General features: G+C 68.2%; 18 protein-coding genes. 12 read left to right on the top strand and 6 right to left on the bottom strand.

The window, feature by feature from the left end; translation table 11 throughout:
- Window positions 1-187 precede the first annotated feature (187 nt).
- The 9 genes from DM816_RS23495 (at window position 188) to DM816_RS23455 (ending at window position 9,687) form a co-directional block, all read left to right on the top strand.
- Window positions 188-1,198, top strand: coding sequence for an aliphatic sulfonate ABC transporter substrate-binding protein (locus DM816_RS23495; RefSeq protein WP_211588824.1), 1,011 nt, complete (start codon window positions 188-190; stop codon window positions 1,196-1,198).
- Window positions 1,199-1,216: 18 nt separating this feature from the next.
- The gene (locus tag DM816_RS23490; RefSeq protein WP_117212565.1) at window positions 1,217-2,338 is read left to right on the top strand and encodes a hypothetical protein; all 1,122 of its coding nucleotides are present in this window, start codon (window positions 1,217-1,219) and stop codon (window positions 2,336-2,338) included.
- Window positions 2,335-4,692: a sensor histidine kinase gene (locus DM816_RS23485; RefSeq protein WP_117212564.1), complete on the top strand. Its 2,358-nt coding sequence runs from the start codon at window positions 2,335-2,337 to the stop codon at window positions 4,690-4,692. The genes DM816_RS23490 and DM816_RS23485 overlap by 4 nt, the downstream gene beginning before the upstream one ends.
- The gene (locus DM816_RS23480) at window positions 4,689-5,123 is read left to right on the top strand and encodes a roadblock/LC7 domain-containing protein (protein ID WP_117212563.1); all 435 of its coding nucleotides are present in this window, start codon (window positions 4,689-4,691) and stop codon (window positions 5,121-5,123) included. The genes DM816_RS23485 and DM816_RS23480 overlap by 4 nt, the downstream gene beginning before the upstream one ends.
- Window positions 5,123-5,509, top strand: coding sequence for a DUF742 domain-containing protein (locus tag DM816_RS23475; protein ID WP_117212562.1), 387 nt, complete (start codon window positions 5,123-5,125; stop codon window positions 5,507-5,509). The genes DM816_RS23480 and DM816_RS23475 overlap by 1 nt, the downstream gene beginning before the upstream one ends.
- On the top strand, window positions 5,487-6,071 hold the full coding sequence (locus DM816_RS23470) for a GTP-binding protein (protein WP_117212561.1): 585 nt from the start codon (window positions 5,487-5,489) through the stop codon (window positions 6,069-6,071). The genes DM816_RS23475 and DM816_RS23470 overlap by 23 nt, the downstream gene beginning before the upstream one ends.
- A 284-nt stretch (window positions 6,072-6,355) precedes the next feature.
- Window positions 6,356-8,509 (top strand): hypothetical protein, encoded by a 2,154-nt coding sequence (locus tag DM816_RS23465; protein ID WP_162907751.1) that lies wholly within the window; start codon window positions 6,356-6,358, stop codon window positions 8,507-8,509.
- Complete coding sequence (locus tag DM816_RS23460; RefSeq protein WP_117212559.1) at window positions 8,506-9,249, top strand: hypothetical protein; 744 nt, start codon at window positions 8,506-8,508, stop codon at window positions 9,247-9,249. The genes DM816_RS23465 and DM816_RS23460 overlap by 4 nt, the downstream gene beginning before the upstream one ends.
- Window positions 9,250-9,258: 9 nt before the next feature.
- Window positions 9,259-9,687, top strand: coding sequence for a GNAT family N-acetyltransferase (locus tag DM816_RS23455; protein WP_117212558.1), 429 nt, complete (start codon window positions 9,259-9,261; stop codon window positions 9,685-9,687).
- A gap of 10 nt (window positions 9,688-9,697) precedes the next feature.
- Here the strand turns inward: DM816_RS23455 and DM816_RS23450 are convergent, their stop codons facing one another.
- Window positions 9,698-10,267 (bottom strand): NIPSNAP family protein, encoded by a 570-nt coding sequence (locus tag DM816_RS23450; RefSeq protein ID WP_117212557.1) that lies wholly within the window; start codon window positions 10,265-10,267, stop codon window positions 9,698-9,700.
- Window positions 10,264-10,842 carry an MBL fold metallo-hydrolase gene (locus tag DM816_RS23445; protein ID WP_211588823.1) on the bottom strand — a complete coding sequence of 193 codons (579 nt, stop codon included), beginning with the start codon at window positions 10,840-10,842 and terminating at the stop codon, window positions 10,264-10,266. Before DM816_RS23445 ends, DM816_RS23450 begins: the two co-directional genes overlap by 4 nt.
- 237 nt (window positions 10,843-11,079) lie before the next feature.
- Between DM816_RS23445 and DM816_RS23440 the strand changes: the two genes are divergently transcribed.
- Window positions 11,080-12,036 carry a GlxA family transcriptional regulator gene (locus DM816_RS23440; protein WP_117212556.1) on the top strand — a complete coding sequence of 319 codons (957 nt, stop codon included), beginning with the start codon at window positions 11,080-11,082 and terminating at the stop codon, window positions 12,034-12,036.
- A 7-nt stretch (window positions 12,037-12,043) separates the two neighbouring features.
- Here the strand turns inward: DM816_RS23440 and DM816_RS23435 are convergent, their stop codons facing one another.
- On the bottom strand, window positions 12,044-12,832 hold the full coding sequence (locus DM816_RS23435; protein ID WP_117212555.1) for a DUF899 domain-containing protein: 789 nt from the start codon (window positions 12,830-12,832) through the stop codon (window positions 12,044-12,046).
- Between the two features lie 159 nt (window positions 12,833-12,991).
- Between DM816_RS23435 and DM816_RS23430 the strand changes: the two genes are divergently transcribed.
- Both DM816_RS23430 and DM816_RS23425 read left to right on the top strand, forming a co-directional pair.
- On the top strand, window positions 12,992-13,207 hold the full coding sequence (locus tag DM816_RS23430; protein WP_425455266.1) for a type II toxin-antitoxin system VapB family antitoxin: 216 nt from the start codon (window positions 12,992-12,994) through the stop codon (window positions 13,205-13,207).
- Window positions 13,207-13,626 carry a PIN domain-containing protein gene (locus tag DM816_RS23425; RefSeq protein ID WP_342768745.1) on the top strand — a complete coding sequence of 140 codons (420 nt, stop codon included), beginning with the start codon at window positions 13,207-13,209 and terminating at the stop codon, window positions 13,624-13,626. The genes DM816_RS23430 and DM816_RS23425 overlap by 1 nt, the downstream gene beginning before the upstream one ends.
- Before the next feature lie 88 nt (window positions 13,627-13,714).
- On the opposite strand, the gene DM816_RS23420 is transcribed toward DM816_RS23425, so the two are convergent.
- The 3 genes from DM816_RS23420 to DM816_RS23410 form a co-directional block, all read right to left on the bottom strand.
- Window positions 13,715-14,620 (bottom strand): zinc metalloprotease, encoded by a 906-nt coding sequence (locus tag DM816_RS23420; protein ID WP_425455267.1) that lies wholly within the window; start codon window positions 14,618-14,620, stop codon window positions 13,715-13,717.
- A 244-nt stretch (window positions 14,621-14,864) separates the two neighbouring features.
- Window positions 14,865-16,094 carry a C39 family peptidase gene (locus tag DM816_RS23415; RefSeq protein ID WP_117212549.1) on the bottom strand — a complete coding sequence of 410 codons (1,230 nt, stop codon included), beginning with the start codon at window positions 16,092-16,094 and terminating at the stop codon, window positions 14,865-14,867.
- Complete coding sequence (locus DM816_RS23410) at window positions 16,084-18,150, bottom strand: bifunctional polysaccharide deacetylase/glycosyltransferase family 2 protein (RefSeq protein ID WP_246002158.1); 2,067 nt, start codon at window positions 18,148-18,150, stop codon at window positions 16,084-16,086. Before DM816_RS23410 ends, DM816_RS23415 begins: the two co-directional genes overlap by 11 nt.
- Window positions 18,151-18,347: the final 197 nt, after the last annotated feature.

The following is an 18,347-nucleotide window of genomic DNA, read 5'->3' as shown; positions in this document are numbered from 1 at the left end:
CCGCGAGGAGCTGCTCGTCCTCGCGCGACAACCTGGCGGGCTGGCTCACGGGCACGACGGTATCGAGCTGACCGGTGGTTGTCGGTCGTCTATTTGTCTGAAGCCCGAACCCTCGCGATCGGACATAGGATCTCTTATACTCCGCTAATCCCCGCTGGGTGCGGCCAGAAATCACAGGAGTATGCCCTTGACCCGCCTGCCGTCTATTGTGCTCAGTGTCGTGCTGTTCGCGGGTGCAGCGAACGTTGCGGCCTGCGCCTCCAGCGCGGGCGGCCGCGACGCGGGGGACGCTCCGGCGCGGGTGACGCTGGGGTTCACGGCATGGCCGGGCTGGCTGCCCTGGCAGGTGGCCAAGGAGCAGGGTCTGTTCGCCAAGCACGGCGTCAACGTGGAGCTGAAGTTTTTCACCAACTACACCGACAGTTTGCTCGCGCTCGAAACCGCCGCGCTGGACGCCAACAGCCAGACGCTCAACGATACTCTCATCTCGATCAGCTCCGGGGCGAAGCAGACCATAGTGCTCGTCAACGATAATTCCACCGGCAACGACAAAATCATTGCCCGCCAAGGGATTACGAGCGTGGCCGAGCTGAAGGGCCGCCGGATCGCGGTCGAGCAGGGCACCGCCCACCACTATCTCCTGCTGCTCGCCCTGCAGCAGGCGGGTCTGAGCCAGCGCGATGTCATCCTGCAACCGCAGCCGGCGGAGGCCGCGGCGGCGGCGTTCGCGGCGGGCCAGGTCGACGCCGTGAGCGTGTCGGCGCCCTACACCAACCGCGCGCTCTATCGCGAGGGGAGCCGGGCGATCGCCACGTCGGCCGAGTTCCCCGGCGCCATCCCGAACCACCTTGTGGTGCGGCCGGCCCTGATCGAGGAGCACCCGGATGCGGTGCAGGGCTTGGTCAACGCCTGGTTCGACACACTCGAATGGATCAAAGAGAACCGCGCGGCCGCAACCGCCATCATGGCCCGGGTGTGTGGGGTGAGCGTGGCCGACTATCAGACCTTCGCCGCCGGTACCTCCATCTTCACCCGGCAGCAGGCTATAGACGCGTTTAAGCCTGGCACCACTCCGAAGCACCTGAACTTTCAGGCCACACAGATCGCCGACTTCGTCTTCGGCACCGGCATGGTCCAGAGCCGCCCGGCCGTCGCTGGCCTGCTGGACGAAAGGTTCGTGAAGGCGGTTCCGGACTAACCCCGACGAGGAACTTCGATGAGTCTCGCACCCTCCGATTCTGACAATGCCAACCTGGTACCGGCCGCGGCCCACGCGGCGCGGCCTCCGCAGCGCAACGCGCCCCTAAGCCGCGCGCTGCAGATCGCTGCCCTGGTGCTCGCGCTCAGTCCGATGGTTTTTCTCATCGGGCAGCTGTGGAGCGCGAACTCGGGCATGTCCGATGTCGTGGCCGTCGAGCGTGCGGCAGCGGCCTACGCCCGCCCACTCAACGGCCTGCTCGCCGGGCTGGTCGACGCGCAGTACACGGCCGCGCGCACCATCCGCATCGACGACTCCGGCATTCGCGCGAGCATCGGCGAGGTCAACGGCGTCGATCCCGCACACGCCGCCCGCCTGCGCATCGACCAGCGATGGGCGCGTATCAACAGCGAGATCGAGGAGGTGCTGCGGCGCAACCCGGCCGGTGCGGAGGCGGTACGGGCGTTCGCCGTTCCGGTCGCGATGACCCGCGAGGTGCTGGCCTGGCTCGCCGACTCGTCGCAGGTGACCCGTGACCCGGGCAGCTCCTCGCACCTGATCGACGTGGGGATGAAGCGGGTCCCGGAAGTCCTTGCCATCGCTGGAGATCTGGCGTCGCTCTCGCACACCGCGCCCACCGACCCACTGGTCCCGATTCTGCGCGACCGCATTTCGCGCGCCGCGCAGGAGGTGAGCGCGGGCCTGGGCGCCGCGTCGCTGTCCCCCGACCTCCCCTTGCTCGCGCCGCTCGACGAGTTCACGACGTCGGCCGCCACCCTGAGCCAGGCGACCGCCAAGATCGACTCGGCCGACACCCTGAGCCGGGCCACCGCCCGGATCGACGTCGAGCTGGCCACCACCCGGGTGCGCGAGGCGGGGCTGGGGCTCGCCTCGGCCGCGCTCAACGCGTTCACGGAACTGCTCGACGCCACCGCCGCGGATCTGGCCGTGCAACAGCGGGTGCTGCTGCTTTCCGTAGGCGTGTCCGGGCTGGCCGCCGCCGCCCTGGCGTGGCTGTTGCTTTCCCGCAGGCGCGTTGCGGCACCGCCCGCGCCGCCGGCCGAGGAGCAGGACGGCGCGTCCACCGGTCGGCGCACACCCAATTTCATCGACCCACGTGAACTCCTGGCGCGGCGATGATTATCGATCGTCTCCGCGTCCGGGGCAAGCTGAACTTCCTCGTCGCACTGCCGCTGGCGGCCGTGGCACTGCTCGGCGGACCGGCCATTGTGGACGCGCGGGCCGAGGCACGGGCGGCGCTGGTGACCACCACCGCCGCGTCCCAGGCCCGCATGCTGGGCACGCTCGTGTGGGAGTTGCAGCGCGAGCGGCTCGTGACCGCCGCCTATCTGGCCGACCCGGAAGCCCTGAACGCCTTGGCCGTGACGATGGTGTTGCAGCAGCAGACGGTCGCCGACATGGCCGAGGAGATGCTGCGCACGCTGGGGCCCAACGCCTCCGACGAACTGGCCAACGCGCTGGTGCGCATCGGCTCGCTCAGCGAGCTGCGCCAGAGTGCGCGCAGTCGCGGTGCCCCGCTGGACAGTGTCGCCCGCGCTTACCACGCCGTCATCGAGTCGCTCATCGACGCGCTTCGCCTGTTGCAGCAACGCACCAGCGACGCCGATGGCGTCCGCCAGCTGGCGGCGCTCGACGCACTGCTGCGCGCCAACGAGCAGAACGCACTGCGCGGCACGGCCCTGCTGATGTTGGCGGTCAACCAGCATCTCGGGCGGGAACTGCTGACCACCTCGACCGCACAGGCACAGATGTTCACCGAGCGGTTCGTGCTCCAGGCCGACACCGAGCAGGCCGCCCTGCTCGTGCTCGTCGACCAGGGCGAGGCCGCCCGGCGCGTGTCGACCCTCGCCCAGCAGCCGAATGGCTCGCCGGCGTTCGTGCGCGACGCGCTCAGCGCGGCCGAGGTGCAGGCCGACCTGCGCCGGATGGTGCAGACCCGGGTGACCAGCGAGATCGCCGACGCCGCAGCGGCCCGCCGCCTCACCGGCCGCATCATCGGGTGGGTCGTCGGCCTCGGCACCGGTGTGATGTTCGGGCTCGTGATCTGGCTCGCGCTCATCGTCAGCCGAGCCATCCGCCGACCGCTGCTACGGCTGATCCGGGCCGCCTCGAACGTCGCCGAAGTGACCAACGCCGAGCTGGTACGGGTGAGCGACGTCGAAAACCCCGACGAGCGCCCGCGCCGGCTCCCGGCCATCGACGTGTCGTCCGGCGACGAGATCGGCGAGCTGGCCGTGGCCTTCAACCAGGTGCAGACGACCGCCTCGCGGCTGGTCGAACGGCAGATGGTCTCGCGGCGCAACACCAGCCTCATGTTCGCCAACGTGGCCCAGCGCACGCAAAATCTGGTGCGCCGCCAGCTGGCCCTGGTCGATGAGCTCGAACGCGACGAGCAGAACGTGCGCCTGCTCGCCAAGCTGTACCGGCTGGACCACCTGTCCACCCGCCTGCGCCGCAGCGCGGACAACCTGCTCGTCATCGCGGGCTCGCGCAGCGAGCCCCGGATCGCGACGCCGATGCCGATGGCGACCGTGCTGCGGTCGGCGCTCGCGGAGATCGAGGACTATCGCCGGGTCCGGCTGGGCGAGCTGCACCCGGCGACGGTTTCCGCAGGGCTCGTGTCGGACCTGGTGCTGGTCTTCGCCGAACTGCTGGAGAACGCGACCGCCTTCTCCCCACCGCAGTCCACTGTGGACGTCAGCGCGCGGCTGCACGACGACGGCTGGTGCCGGGTGAGCATCGTCGACCACGGCATCGGCATGACCACGCGCCAGCTGCAGCAGGAGAACCGCCGGCTGGTCGAGCGGGAGCGGCTCGACATCGCGCCGACCAGCCTGCTCGGGCTGTTCGTCGTCGGGCGGCTGGCCCGGCGGCACGGCTTGGCAGTGGAGCTTTCCCCTACGCCGGGCGAGGGCGTCACGGCGACCGTCTCCATCCCGCCCGCACTGTTCAGTGTGGGGGCTGAGCCGGTACCGACTGAATTGCCAAGGCGCGCACCGAAGCCGGCCGTCCCGGTGCCCGAGATTCCCGTCGTCCCAGGCGATTTCGCGTGGTTCGAACGGGAACCCGAGCCGCCGCAGCCGGCACCCCAACCGCAGCCGGCACCCCAACCGGAACGAAAACCCCAGCCGGAACCAAAGCCCCAACCTCAGCGGGAGCCGGAGCCGCAACCGCAGCAGCGTGGCACGCTGAGCCGGCGCGTGCCCGGGGCCAACCTGCCCACTGCCGCGCGCAAGGCGCCCGAGCCGCCCCCCGTGCACGACCCGGTGGCCACGCACGCCGCGATGGATGCGTTCCAGAGTGCGTTCAGCCGCGCCACGCTGAGCCGCCGCGTCCCCGGCGCGAACCTCTTCCCGGCCCCGAAAGAGCGGGCGTTGCCCGTGGCACAGCAACGCGATCCCGACGCCGAACGCTCCACATTTGACAGTTACATGCAAGCCTGGGAAAAGGCAGACAAGGAGACCCCGATATGACCACGCCCGCCTCGGACGTCAGCAGTGCGGCAAAGAACTTCAACTGGTTGGTGGGCCGGTTCGCGCAGGAGACCGCGGGCGTCGTCGCGGCCATCGCGGTATCGTCGGACGGCCTGCTCATCGCAATGTCGTCGGACCTGCCCCGGGCCGACGCCGACCGGCTGGCCGCGATCTGCTCGGCGACGCTCAGCCTCGCGCACGGCGTCTCCGAGTGTGCCCCGCTCGGCGAGCCGGACAAGGTCGTCATCGAGCTGACCCAGGGATACATGCTGGTGTGCACGATCAGCATCGGCTGCGCGCTCGGCGTCCTCGCCTCCAAACAGGCCAGCCTCGGCACCGTGGCCTACGAGATGGCGTTGTTCGCCAATCGGGCCAGCTCGGCGCTGTCCCCCGGCCTCATCGAGGAACTGAAGCTGACCGTAGGAAGCTGATGCGCCCTTATCTCGACGCCGATTTCCCGGACGAGGAGTCCCATGTGGACGTCTCGCCGCTGCGACCGTATGTCCTCACCGACGGGCGCACCGAACCGGTCGACCGGACGCTGGAAATCGAGGCGCAGGTGATGACGACCGGGCCCGGCACGGACGCGTTGCCGGGCCTGGCGTTCGAGCATCGCGACATCGTGGGACTGTGCGCGGTCCCCATGTCGGTGGCGGAGGTGGCCGCGCGGCTCAAGCTCCACATTGGAGTCGCGCGGGTGCTGGTCGCCGATCTGGCGGAGAAGGGCTACGTCCGCGTGCGCCGGCCCAGCCTCCCACTCGCGCACGACATAGACCTGATCGAGAGGGTTATCCGTGGACTCGAATCCATCCGCTAAGGCTTTACCGGTACCGTTAAAGATTGTCATAGCCGGCGGTTTCGGGGTCGGCAAGACGACGGCGGTCGGCTCCATCTCGGAGATCAAGCCGCTGACCACCGAGGCGGCCATCACCACCGCGGCCGAAGGCATCGATGGCATGGAGGAGATCCCCGCCAAGACGGCGACGACGGTCGCACTTGACTTCGGCTGCATAACCATTGATGAGACTTTGAAGCTGTACCTGTTCGGCACGCCCGGTCAGGACAGGTTCGGCTTCATGTGGCGGGACCTGTCGCACGGCGCGCTGGGCGCGATGGTGATCGTCGACGCGCGCCGCATCGACGACTGCTACCCGGCCGTGGACTACTTCGAGAAGCTGGACCTGCCGTTCGTGGTGGCGGTCAACATGTTCGACGGCAGGCTCGCGCATACGATCGACGACTTGAGATGGGCGCTGGCCATCAGCGACCAGACCCCGCTCATCATGTTTGACGCGCGTGAGCGGGTGTCCGTGCGCGACGCGCTGATTTCCTTGCTACAGCACGCTTTGAAGCGGGCGGCCAGCCTCCCCACTCCTTAGGGAAGCCGGACATCTTCTGACAGCCGCACGTGGCGAAGAATTGCGGCGGCATGCCGGGGGGGTCAGTCCGCCTGGCTGAAATACTTCGAGTGTGGTTTCGCCGCGGCGCCGGGCGGTGCGCTCACAGGCGGGGAGATCGAGGGTCGCCGCACGCTCACACCAAGAGCGTCAGCGTGATCGCCAGATATTTGGTCACTCCAGGGGTTTACTCCTATTGATACGTCGGGTCAATGGCCCGTAGGGTTGGCCGGATCGCCGAACTCCACCGAGTGATGGAGCGGGCCATGTTGGACACCATGGTGGTTCTGCTTGCGTTGTTCGCCGGTGCCCTGATGGTGTTTCTGGCGCTGTTCCATGCGCGGCAGTGGAGATTGGCGACCGGTCCCGGCCCGGCCCGCGCTCTGGCCGTTGCCACGCTGGTGTTCTGCCTGTCCGTCGTGTCGGTCTTGATGGCGGAGGCCCGCCAGGGCGGCCCGTGGACGTGGCGGCATGCCGTGCTCATGATCGCCGTGGCGGTCGCGCTGACCGCGGTGGCCTATCAGTGGCCGGCCGGGTGGTTCCGTGGCCTGGCGGTGGTGTTCGTACTTCTAGGCGCGATGGTGGTCACGGGGGTCGGCCGGCACGAGCGGGCCGTCGAGGCGGCACTGGAGCAACGCGCCGCGATCGCGTTACTCGACGAGCAGCTCCTCAAGTTCAAGGACGTCAGGTCGGCCGACGATGCTCAGGCGGCCATCGTCCGTGCCTGCCAAGCCGCAGGCGGCGAGTTCCAGCCGCCCGCCACTGCGGGGCGGGCTGACCCGTGCGGGCGCTTGGACAACGCGACACCGGCTGATCCGGCGGCAATCCGGCTCAGCATCGCCGAGGCCGAGCTGAAGATCGCGGGTTTGCGCCGTGCCAAGACAAGCGATGACGCCCTCGCGGCACGAGAGGCATACGCAAAGGCGCAGAAGGAGGCGGACGCGCCGGGGGCCGCCGTCGATCGGCAAGCCGCCGCGGAATTGGCCAGGGTTGCCAGGGCGGATGCCGACCGGGCGGACGCGGCGGCCAAAGCCGCTACGGATGCCGACCGCGCGGCAGAGCTGGCACTGGCAAGGGCACGCAACGAACAACAGGATGCGGCGGGCTCGGCGGTGGAGCTGTCGCGACAACTCACCTCCGGCGGGCAAACGGCGATCCGCACGGCGTTCGCATGGTCGCCCGAGCCGTGGCTGTGGGCGCTGCTGGCCGCCGCGGCGGTGTTCGGGTACCGGCGGCTGGAGGTGCTCAACGGTGGCCTGGATCCCGGCCCGGTCGCCTTCGACGAAAAGGCGCCCAAGAACGAGAATCACCGGGCCGCGCTGCGGCATCACCTGCTGACCAATCTTGTCGAGCCCGGCGGGCAGCCCGGCACCAAGGCGGCCGCGTCCATCACCGACCTGGTGGCGATCGATCCGGTCCGCGGTCCCATCGCGAAGGCGCTGCTGTCGTTCGCCAACGCGGTCGCCATCCCGCAGCGCGGCTACGAGATCACGGCCAGCGTCGTCGGTCCCGACGACCAGAGCCAAGTCCTGGTCGTGATCCGATCACGACGGACGCAGCGCACCCTGAAGACCTTCAGCGTGGAGGCGAAGAAGGCCGAGGACGCGCTGGCCGAGGCGGCTTACGAGGCGGCCGGGTGGATCATCGGAAACGCTCGGGCGGTCCCGCCGTGGATGCAATGGGTGCCCAACGCCGGTGCGGCCTATTACCAGTGGCAGAGACTCAAGTGCGAGACGCGCGAAGACCGCCGCAAGCGCATCGGGAAGATGAAAAGCGTCGTGCGCGCGACGCCAGGAAGCGCCGAGATGCTCGTGCGCTACGGCTACGAGCTCGATCTGGGCGGTCTGCAGAAGGAGGCCCTGCGGCAGTACGAGCGGGCAGCGCACATCTGGAAAGACTACGGCCTGGCCCAGTATCGCCTCGCCATCGCCTATTCGTCGGAGGGGAAGCACGAGGCATCCTGCGGCGCGTTCCAGAGGGTCCAGCGGGGACTGTGGCCGCCGATCCTCGTGATGCGACGGTTGTCCATCCGTGAGCGCAACGATGTCGCCCGGTTTCGGAACCGCCGCAAGGTCCGCGACGCGATCGACGCGGCAGAGCTCGTCAACATGGCGCGCCGAGGCTGCTGCGTCGATCCCGTACCCGATCGGTTGATGGGATCGCGATGGGCCGAGGTGCGCTACAACGTCGCCTGTTGTCTGGCGGTACGCGAGGCCGGCGATCCGGAACAGGCGGAGACATACCTCAAAGACGCGGTCAAACACCTCAACGATGCGATGTGCTGCAGCGACGCCTACCGGCTGTCCGGCTCGTGGCTGGCCATGGACCCCGACCTCGAGCGGGTGCGCACCAGCGAGGTGACGAAGCGGGACGTCCAGGCGATCATCGACATGCTCCCCGGCGAGGAGACAACTTCATGAACACCATCGGCGCGCTGCCGCCCGACCGTGCGGCCGCCTCGCTGACCCGCGTTTGGAAACGGCTTTCGGAGTGCTTCGAAGCGGAGCTGAAACTCGCCGGTCCGCACGGCGCCACGCCGCTGCGGACGGTGATTGAGGAGGATTTTCCGCTCAAGAAGGAACTTGACTTCGCCGATACCGTCTCCGTGTGCGATGACGACGAGGTGGTCCGACCCGTGGCGTTGTCCACATTGGACGCGGTCGACCCGGATTCGGCGCGGGCCGGCGATACACTGAGCGGCATCGCCCTCGACTTGATCAAACAATTGCGCGACAACATGATCGGCCGTTTGACCGGTGCCTTGTTGAGCCGCGCGCGGCCCGACTGCGTGGGGCTGCCCTGGCCGCAAACCCGGGACGCATGGCATTCGCAGATCGTCACGGCGACCGGGGGCGAGAACGCCGTGGTGTGGGTTGACGAGAGCATCTTCGAGACCGCCAACGGGGTGGAGCGAAAAGATCCCCACGTTGAGGGTCAGATGCATCGGACCCGCCGTTGCCGTGCGCCGCCCGGTGCGCGCCCTGCTCTTCCCGCTGGCCTCACGCCTCATCGCCCGCGCCGAGACGTTGCCGCTCACCCTGGGCCACGCCTGTTCGCCGGCCAAAGGCAAGGCCGGTCTGCGCTGCTGGTACCACTACCGCCTCTACATCGCCGAACGCGCCGAGCCCATGCTGCGCTCGTGGATGTAGCGCGCGGGTAAGGTTGGCCGGTGAAACTGATCGACATCGAGCCGGGTGATCCTCGGCTGGCCGGCGATGTGTTGTCGGTGCTGCGGGAGTTGCGGCCGGAGCTGACCGCACAGTCCCTTCACGACATCTACACCGAGGGATACCCGCAGGGCTACCGCTTCACCGCCGCGTTCGACCCCGACGGGCGGTGTGTGGGCGTTGCCGGGTGGCGCATCATCGCTACGACCGTCGCAGGGCGCAAGCTTTACATCGACGATCTGGTGACCACCGAATCGGCGCGAGGGCTCGGCGTGGGCAAGGCGCTGCTGGCCGAGCTAACGCAGCGGGCGAGGGCGGCCGGTTGCACGATCCTCGACCTCGACTCGGGCACGTTCCGCAAGGACGCGCACCGGTTCTACATGCGCGAGCGCCTGACCATCAGCGCCTTCCACTTCCAGCTGCCACTCTAGCCACAGCCGGTTATCGCAGCATCGACCGCGCGGTCGGGCAAAGCCGCAGTGCCTGACCGCCCGGTTGCGGCGACCGTCCAAACCAGACGGTCACGTTGACATCGGTCCGGACCGGCAGCGCGGGAAACGTGTTCTCCGCCGGTTCGGTTTCATAAAGCCCAATCCCTTCATCTGGTACCGCGAACGCCCCCGGCCAGATGGCAACATGCACAACAATGGGAGCCGTTTCGGTGGCCCCGACCGGCGGGCGCGGCCCGACCGGCCGTAGTCGCGATTCGGGCCGCACCGGCCGCAGCAGCAGCACATCATCGGAGTCGATCATCGTTGCGTTGGCGGCGTCACGGTGAGCGCGCCACACCGGTCCGGTGTAAAACGCCTCCAGCGCACGCTTGCGCCCATCCATGTCGTCGAACTCGCGCAGCCACACGAACCGATCGGGGTTGTCCAGGTCGCGGAACTGCCCGAGGACGCGCATCCCGCACGCCTCCTGGCTGTCCACGAACTCCCGGTCGAACAGCTCGATCAGCACGTCCCGCCGTCCAGGGTGCAGCTTGTACTGCCGCAACTCAAGCACGGTCATCGCGGTGTGCTCTCGTCGGGCACGAACGCCGGCCCGTGCCCCGGCACGACGACATCGGCCGCGGCGAGCACCCTAATCCGGCTGGCGTGCAACGCTTCCAGGTCGGTCGCGTGCCGGTCGCCCACCGACGTGGCCTCGTTCCACGCGTGCGTGAACGCGACCACGCCCTCGGCCGTGCCCGCCAGCGTCGTGATGTCCTCGGCGGTGTGGCCTGGCGTGCGGATCAGCCGGATCGAATCGGTCAGGTCGTATCCCTCGGCGTCCCGCCAATGCCATTGGTCCCCCTCATAGATGGCCCAATGGTCGTGGAACCGCGCGTTGGGAAACAGCGCCGCGTTGAGCGTGTGGTCGGGGTGGTGATGGCTGAACACCACATCGGTCACGTCCTCCGGCTCGAACCCCGTGCGCCGCAACGGCTCCAGGATGACACGCCGATGGCTGACCATCCCCGGGTCGGTGACCACGATCGTGTCCCCGTCCTTGATGAATCCCACCGTGCTGGCCACACCGGGGCTCCCATAACCCGTGTAGAGCACCGCATAGGTCGCCGTGTTGGCCTTTGGTCTGTCGCTCACACGCCAAAGGATGCGCCTCGCCGGATTCGTCGGCCAGTGGCAGGACAGCTGACTATCGCGGGTTTCCTGCCACCCAGGTCCACCATCGCACGCGCCTGCCGGGCGGGACCGTCCGTGCCGAGCGCCTGCGCCGACGCAGACACCCTCCATCACCAACGCCAGCCGCTCGGCCAGATCGCGCGGCCCGCCGAACCTCCCAGATCCCGCGTTCGCGGGATCTCTGCCAAACTAGGTGCCATGGCGGGCTTTCGCTCGATAACGGCCTACGTGCCACAGGAGTCCAACTCGCTCGGGCTCGGGCTGGCCGCGGAGATCTTCGCCGATCGAAGTCACCGCGGCCTGCCCGCGTTCGAGCTGACCTGGTGCACCGACCGGCCCGGCACCGTGCGCACCGACACGGGCCTGCGGCTGCACATCGAGCACGGGCTCGACCGGCTCGCGCGCGGCGACCTGGTGCTGCTGCTGCCCGGCGACTCGTTCCACGCCGAGCCCGGCCCCGAGGTCCTGGCCGCCGTGAGACACGCCTATGACCGGGGTGCGATCGTCGCCAGCCAGTGTGTCGGGTCTTATCTCCTCGCGGCGACCGGGTTGCTCGACGGCAGGCGCGCGACCACCCACTGGCGGTTCGCCGAAGACTTCGCCCGGCGCTTCCCCCGGGTCAATGTCATGCCCGAGTCGCTGTATGCCGACGAGGGCCGCATCATCACGGGCGCGGGCGCCGTCGCGGGCATCGACCTTTACCTGCACATCGTGCGGCGCGAGCACGGCTCGGCCGTGGCCAACGCGATCGCCCGCGAAATCGTGGTCGCACCGCACCGCGACGGCGGTCAGGCCCAGTTCATCGTCACCCCCGTCCCCGACACCGGCGACTTCCTCGCACCCGTCATGACGTGGGCACTGTCCAACCTGGACCGTCCGATCACGGTCGGCGACCTGGCGGCCCGCACCCACATGAGCCCGCGCACGTTCGCCCGCCGGTTCAAGGACGCCACGGGCTCCACGCCGCACTCCTGGCTCCTGCACCAGCGGCTCGCTCAGGTCGAGGAGCTGCTGGAGTCCACCGACCTGTCCATCGAGGAGATCGCGCGCCGGGTTGGATACGCCAGTGCCACGGTCCTGCGCGAGCAGTTCCAAAAGCGCCGTGGTGTCGCCCCGCGCGCCTATCGCCGCGCCTTCAGCGCGCGCACCGGCTGAACCGCTCTCAGGTGTCGTACTCGTCGGGCAGGCGCATGGCGGGACCGCCGACCTGCAGGCCGAGCGGGACCGCGCGCCCCTTCGGCTCCTCCCACTCCTCCTGGCGACCCAGCACGGTGAGATCGAGGTATTGGTACCCGTTGTGGAACTCCTGGATGCCGCGCCCGTAGGTCGAGTAGGTGTGGAAGACCTCCTCGCCGACCCGCAGGAAAGCGCTGATGCCCGGCAGTTCCGAGCCGCGCATGTCTTTGGTCCACGGTCCACCCGTCCACGGCGTTCCGACCTGGGCGAGCTCGACCTCCGTGCGGAAGTGGAGCAGCACGGGAGCCACGCGGTCGTCGAGCGTGGCGTGGAAGTCGTAGTTGAAGTCGCTGCCATACGACGAATACCAGGGGAACGTCCACCCCATGCGCTCACGAAACGCGGCAAGCTTCTCGTACGGCGCGCGTGATACGGCGACGAGCGTCGTGTTGCGCACATGCAACTGCCGCAGGTTGCCGATCCCGTCGGCGGCCGAGGAGCAGCTCGAACAGGCGGTGTCCCAATCCGGGTCGAACATGAAGTGGTGCATGACCAGCTGCTGCCGGCCCTCGAACAGATCAAGCAGGCTCACGGTCCCGTCCGGACCGTCGAAGGTGTATGGCTTCTCGATGCGCACCATCGGCAACCGGCGGCGGTCGGCGTTGAGCCGGTCCTGGGCGCGGGTGAGCTCCTTCTCCTTGGCCAGCAGCTCCTTGCGGGCGGCGAGCCACTGCTCGCGCGACACCACCTCGGGCAGATTTCCTATTGTCGTCATATTGACCGCTTCCCCACCGATCGCGTTTCGTAAATAGCAACCACCCAGTTGCCATTCACGCTATTGCAATCATCCGGTTGCGTCAAGGCGCCCAGCTTCGCGTGATATGTTGGTCATGTATTAGCCGAAGATACAATACCCACAGGAGCCGCAATGGCCGTGACTCAGATCGATCTCGATGACGACGCGCTCGCCGAGGCGATGCGGCTGTCTGGAGCGAAAAGCAAGAAGGAGACCGTGAACCTCGCGCTGCGCGAATACGCGGCTCGTCATCGTCGCATCGCGGCACTTGAACACCACGCAACGGTCGCCCAGGGTTGGGACTACGAGGGCTGGCAAGAAATGCGGACGGCGAGCAAGGCGCCAAAGGCGTGATGCGTTACCTGGCCGACTCGTCGGCCCTCTGGCGTCTTCTGCGCGAGCCTGACCTACGCCGATCTTGGGCAGACGCGATCTCCGACCACGCGATCGGTTCATGCCAGCCGCAACGCACCGAGTTCCGGCGCTCGGCTCGCAACCTCGACGAATACGAGCAGATGACCGCGATGTTTATTGATCTATACCCCGATGTCGCGGTGCCCAAAACGGCGTGGCAATGGGTGGAGTCGGCTCAGTATCGACTGCTTCGGGCTGGGGCCCATCGAGCGCTGTCCTGTGTGGATCTGCTGGTGTGCGCCTGTGCGGCTATCCGCGGGCTAGTGATCCTGCATGATGACAACGACCTCGTCGCAGCTGCACGACACCTGCCGGATCTTGCCGAACGAAGGATACACACGCTTCCCGAGACCGCATGATGGCGGCGATTGTCCGCTCCTGGCCGCTGCGAAGGATAGAGCAAAAGCCTCCCGGCGCCGCGCACCGACGCCGGGAGGTGTCTACAGACTACGCCCTAAACGCGTTCCACGCATTCAACATGCGTGTCGCCTGTCCCGGCGTGAAGTGATCCATGCACGCGTCGTCGGTGTAGTCCATGAAGTTGTTGATCGGGTCGGCCCCCGTGCCGGTGCACGTGTCGCGGCCGGCCGGGCAGCCGAAGGCCGGCGAGGCCTCGGCCGGGGTGTCGGACACCTGGTCGCCCTGACCCTTACAACCACCCTGGAAGGTGTGGTAGAGGTTCAGCCAGTGGCCGACCTCGTGCGTCGCCGTGTCGCCCAGGTTGTACGGCGCCGCGCTGCCGCCCGGCACCGACTCGGCGAGGATGACCACGCCATCGGTGGAGTTGATTTTGGACTTCGGGAAAGTGGCCCAGCCGAGCAGATCGTCGCTGAGGTCACCGCTGTAGACGTTGAGCGTCCCGGCGCCGCCGACCCGCAGTGCGGCCTTCATCTGCTTCTCCGTGCTTGAGCCGTAGACGATCGGGTACCAGGCCGGGTTGGTCACGCGGTTGACCGTCTGCAGGTTGAACCCGAAGCCGGCCGTGGCGAATGCCTGGTTGAGCACAGTGATCTGCGAGTTGATCATCGTGTCGGAGATGTTGCCGTTGGCGCGCGTCCCGTCCTCGGAGATCACGTGCCACACGACGGGAATCGTGATGGCCGCGGCCGCCGCCGTCGTGCCCGGGTCGAACCGCTCCCGCAACCGCAGCGCGTCGGCCAGTTCCTTCTCGCGCATCGCGGCCTCGGCCGGGGTGAGCTCGTTGGGGTCGTGTTTGCCCGATCCGCCCGGCTTCACCTTGGCATCGGCCGCGGCATCCGGCTCGACGCAGATCTCCGCGCTGTTCGCGGGCGCCGAAACGCTTGCCATGACTGGGTTGACGGCGAACACGGCCGCCGCGGCGAGCACGGCCATGCCGGCCGCACTGAGGGTGCGCCTCAGCCTCATTGAATCACCTCTCTTGAAGGGGGTTCCATGCACGCTAGAGGCACATCAGTGCGGTCGCAATCCCGGCTGTGACATTCCTGGGCCCGTGGGCGCTCTATGGCTGGGACCAGCCTGGCGCACCCTCGCTGGTCCCACCCTTGTGCTTTTCAAGCTCGTCGTGGTCGGCTCAGCGGGCTTTGCATGACCACCGGGCCTGACTGCTCTTCACTCTTCACCATGTGGGCACGGGCACCGATGCCGGATGGATGACGTAGGCGATGCCCCCGCTGGTGTCGAGCCATGCCTGCTCGAACTCGGCGCGCCCGACCACCTTGCGCACGCCCGCGTTGCTCGACGCCGCCGGATCGTTGAGCACCGGCCGGCCGCTGCTGTCGAACCCGGCCACGACCAACAGGTGACCGTTCGTGCCGTAGGTCAGACCGGGGATCTGGTTCTTCTTGAACGACAGCGAGCAGACCAGCGGGATGCCGGCCGCGATGAAACGCTCGGCCTCGTTGAGCGAACGCAACCGCGTCACGAACGCCTCCAGCCCGAACCGGCCGGCATATGCCGTGTTGAAGGGCCAGTTTCCGGTACCGGCATAGTTGGCGTCGTAGGTGAATCGCGCGGCATAGTCCACCCAGGGGTCCTGATAGGACGGATCGACCCAGGCGTAGTCCTCGGGCGTCGGGCCCGTGCCCCAGTAGGCAAGCACCATGGACGTCGACGTCGGGCTGCACCACGCCTCCCCGCCACCGTTCCACTGTGGGTATTCTCCAATGTGGATATTTTGGGAGTACGGCGGAACGCCCAACACCGTTCCCTGTGCGAACATTGGCGTGCTCGGGACGACCGAGCCCGGCGCGGGCAGGCGCGAGGCCATGGCGCCGACCGAGCGCACCCGCGGCACGTCACCCGAGCCGGCCGGGCGCAGCAGCGTGACCCGCAGCTGCCAACTGTTCAACCCATGCCCAAGAGCCGCGACCCACGTGTCGATCGAGACCCGTCCATCCACATCGGACTGTGACGGCACGGACGTGCGCGCGATGAACGCGTCGTCGTAGGCCCATCGCCCCAGGTTGTACCAGGCCGTGGTCGTGCCGAGCTCCGTGACACCGCGCAGCTCGATCTCCACCCACGACCCGCCCGGGGTGTCGGCGGTCCACGACGGCACGGCCTGCGTGGCGGTGAACGCCAGTGGCACCTGTGGCGAGGTCCACGTCGCGTAGTCGTAAACCGTGCCCAGATAGGTGCGCTGCCCCACCGGCCCAGCGAAAACGATGGCGCCGCCGGCGATTTCGGCACCCGCCGACGTGCCCGACGCGAAGTCGGCGTCGCTGTTGAAGCCGCGATAAGACACGTGCCGCGGCTGTGGCTGCGGCGTGGGCGGCTTCTTCGTGCTCGCCGCGCCCATCGTCGCGGCGGCGGCGACGGCGAGGCGCAGTGCGGTCCTACGATCCATGCGGGACTCCTTCGACGAGGGCGGCGGCCGATCCGGTCCGCGTCTGGCGGTGCCAGCGCAGCCGGTTGCCGATCAGGGCGGTGACGAACGACTGCACGACCACCAGGTACATCAGCTGACGGTAAACGACTTGCTGGAACGGTATCGTCCACAGTGGACGAAGCGATTCGCGGTCGAGCCGCAGCGCGACCGCCGCCGTGAAGGCCTGCAACGCGAGCAGGCCCACCCACGCGGCGGCCATCTGGTACCAAGGCAAAAACACCAGTCCATACAACGCGAACACATCGACCGCGGGGGCCGCGATCGGCAACGCGACCTGGAAGATCCACAGATACAGCAGGCCCCGACGCAGCCGGTGGCGGCGCTCGAACATCGCCCGCCGGTGCTTCCACATCGCCTGCATCGTGCCGTAGCACCACCGATATCGTTGCTGCCACAGCGATTTGAGCGTCGAAGGGGCCTCCGTCCAGGCGATCGCGTGCTCCTCGTAGACCACGTGCCACCCGGCCCGCAGCACGGCCATCGTCAGATCCGTGTCCTCGGCGAGCGTGTCTCCGGGCACGCCGCGCACCTGGTGCAGCACCTCGGCCCGGAAGGCTCCGACCGCACCCGGGATCGTCGGCATGCACCGTGCCATGTCGAAGAAGCGACGGTCCAAATTGAACCCGATGACGTACTCCAGGTGCTGCCACCGCCCCAGGAGACCCTTGCGGTTGGCCACCTTCGTGTTGCCGGCGACCGCGCCGACGCGCCGGTCGGCGAATGCCTGCACGAGGTTGTAGACCGTGTCCTCCTGGAACACGGTGTCGCCGTCGACCAGCACGACGATCGGCGCACGGGCCACCCGGATGCCGGTGTTGAGCGCGCCGGGCTTGCCGCTGTTGGGCTGGCGGATCACCCGCACGTTGGGCAGGCCGAGTCGGTGCACGATATCGGCGGTCCCGTCGGTCGAGCCGTCATCGACGACGATCACCTCCACCCACGGGTAGTCGCTGGCCACCAGCGAGCGCACGGTCGCCGCGATGTTGGCCGACTCGTTGTACGCCGGCACGATCACCGACACCGGTTCGAGGATCTCGCGGCCGCTCGACCATCGCCGGCGCATCGTGCGCACGTGCGCCCTGACGGCGATGAGCTGCACCACCAGCCGCAGCACGGCGAGCACGAGCGCGAGCGCGAGCAGCCACGCCACCGCGGAGGTTGCCACGGCCGCCAGCGTCTGCGCCCAGCGCAGTGCGTCGCCGCGCAGCTGCACGTCCATGGGCGCGGGCACGTGCGCCGGACCGATTCCCGCCGCCTCCGTGACCGTCCCGAACGTGTAGCCGTGGGCCTTGAGCGCGGGGATCAGCTGGTCGAGCGCCGCAAGGGTCTGACTGCGGTCACCCCCGCCGTCGTGCATGAGCACGATCGCGCCCCGGTTGCCCTCGGGAGTCGCCGCCTTCACGATCCGCGGCACGCCCGGCCGCTCCCAGTCTCGGGTGTCCAGATCGGACAGCACTCCGATGTAGCCGCGCATCGCCTCGTAATCGGCCGCGGTGAGGACCGATGGCAGCGACGAGAAGGGCGGTCTGAAAAGCGTTGTGTGGTACCCGGTGGCGCCCGCGATCGCATTGGCCGTCAACGCCATTTCGAGCCCGCGCCGCCACCCGGGCGTCGCGGCGAGCTCGGCGTGGGTGAACGTGTGCGCGCCGATCTCGTGCCCCTCGGCGATGGCCTGCCGCACCAGCTCCGGGTGCTCGTTGACCCGCGCGCCGATGACGAAGAACGTGGCCTTCACCTGATGGCGTGCGAGCATGTCGAGCACCTGCGGTGTCCACTGTGGATCGGGACCGTCGTCGAACGTCAGCGCGATGGTCTTGTCCGGCAGCGAGCGGGTCTGCGGCGTGGGTCCATCCGTGCGGATGAGCGGCCCCTGTCCGACCTGCGCCAAGTGCCGGTCGCGGCCCGATCCACCGAGCACGCCGTTGGCGTACCCGTTGAGCGTCAAAAGCCCGAGCAGCATCACCAGCCCGAGCAGTAACAGGAACCAATGCGCCCGCGGCTGCCTGACCCCCACCCGCCGTCCAACCCGATGCCTCGCCCCCCGCTCCCTTGCGTTAATCATGAATTTACGTCCATGTTCGGCGGCGTGTCGGCGCAACAACCTCATGATCAGCTGACGAGGACATCGGCTACGGCTTTCCCGGCGTCTTGCTCGGCCGGCCGCCGTGCCCGTTGCCGTTGCCATTGCCGTTGGTCCGGGTGGGCTCGGCG

The sequence above is a fragment of the Allorhizocola rhizosphaerae genome (genome assembly GCF_003426775.1).
GTDB classification, from domain to species: domain Bacteria; phylum Actinomycetota; class Actinomycetes; order Mycobacteriales; family Micromonosporaceae; genus Allorhizocola; species Allorhizocola rhizosphaerae.
The sequence above is the reverse complement of the archived record's forward strand: the minus strand, read 5'-3'. Positions and strand labels throughout refer to the sequence as shown.

Bases quoted from the DNA above. Each gene is read 5' to 3' on its own strand.
- DM816_RS23490 (WP_117212565.1), top strand. From the start codon at position 1,217: ATGAGTCTCGCACCCTCCGATTCTGACAATGCCAACCTGGTACCGGCC.
- DM816_RS23485 (WP_117212564.1), top strand. From the start codon at position 2,335: ATGATTATCGATCGTCTCCGCGTCCGGGGCAAGCTGAACTTCCTCGTC.
- DM816_RS23480 (WP_117212563.1), top strand. From the start codon at position 4,689: ATGACCACGCCCGCCTCGGACGTCAGCAGTGCGGCAAAGAACTTCAAC.
- DM816_RS23475 (WP_117212562.1), top strand. From the start codon at position 5,123: ATGCGCCCTTATCTCGACGCCGATTTCCCGGACGAGGAGTCCCATGTG.
- DM816_RS23465 (WP_162907751.1), top strand. From the start codon at position 6,356: ATGTTGGACACCATGGTGGTTCTGCTTGCGTTGTTCGCCGGTGCCCTG.
- DM816_RS23460 (WP_117212559.1), top strand. From the start codon at position 8,506: ATGAACACCATCGGCGCGCTGCCGCCCGACCGTGCGGCCGCCTCGCTG.
- DM816_RS23450 (WP_117212557.1), bottom strand. From the start codon at position 10,267: ATGACCGTGCTTGAGTTGCGGCAGTACAAGCTGCACCCTGGACGGCGG.
- DM816_RS23440 (WP_117212556.1), top strand. From the start codon at position 11,080: ATGGCGGGCTTTCGCTCGATAACGGCCTACGTGCCACAGGAGTCCAAC.
- DM816_RS23435 (WP_117212555.1), bottom strand. From the start codon at position 12,832: ATGACGACAATAGGAAATCTGCCCGAGGTGGTGTCGCGCGAGCAGTGG.
- DM816_RS23425 (WP_342768745.1), top strand. From the start codon at position 13,207: ATGCGTTACCTGGCCGACTCGTCGGCCCTCTGGCGTCTTCTGCGCGAG.
- DM816_RS23420 (WP_425455267.1), bottom strand. From the start codon at position 14,620: ATGGCCGTGCTCGCCGCGGCGGCCGTGTTCGCCGTCAACCCAGTCATG.
- DM816_RS23415 (WP_117212549.1), bottom strand. From the start codon at position 16,094: ATGGATCGTAGGACCGCACTGCGCCTCGCCGTCGCCGCCGCCGCGACG.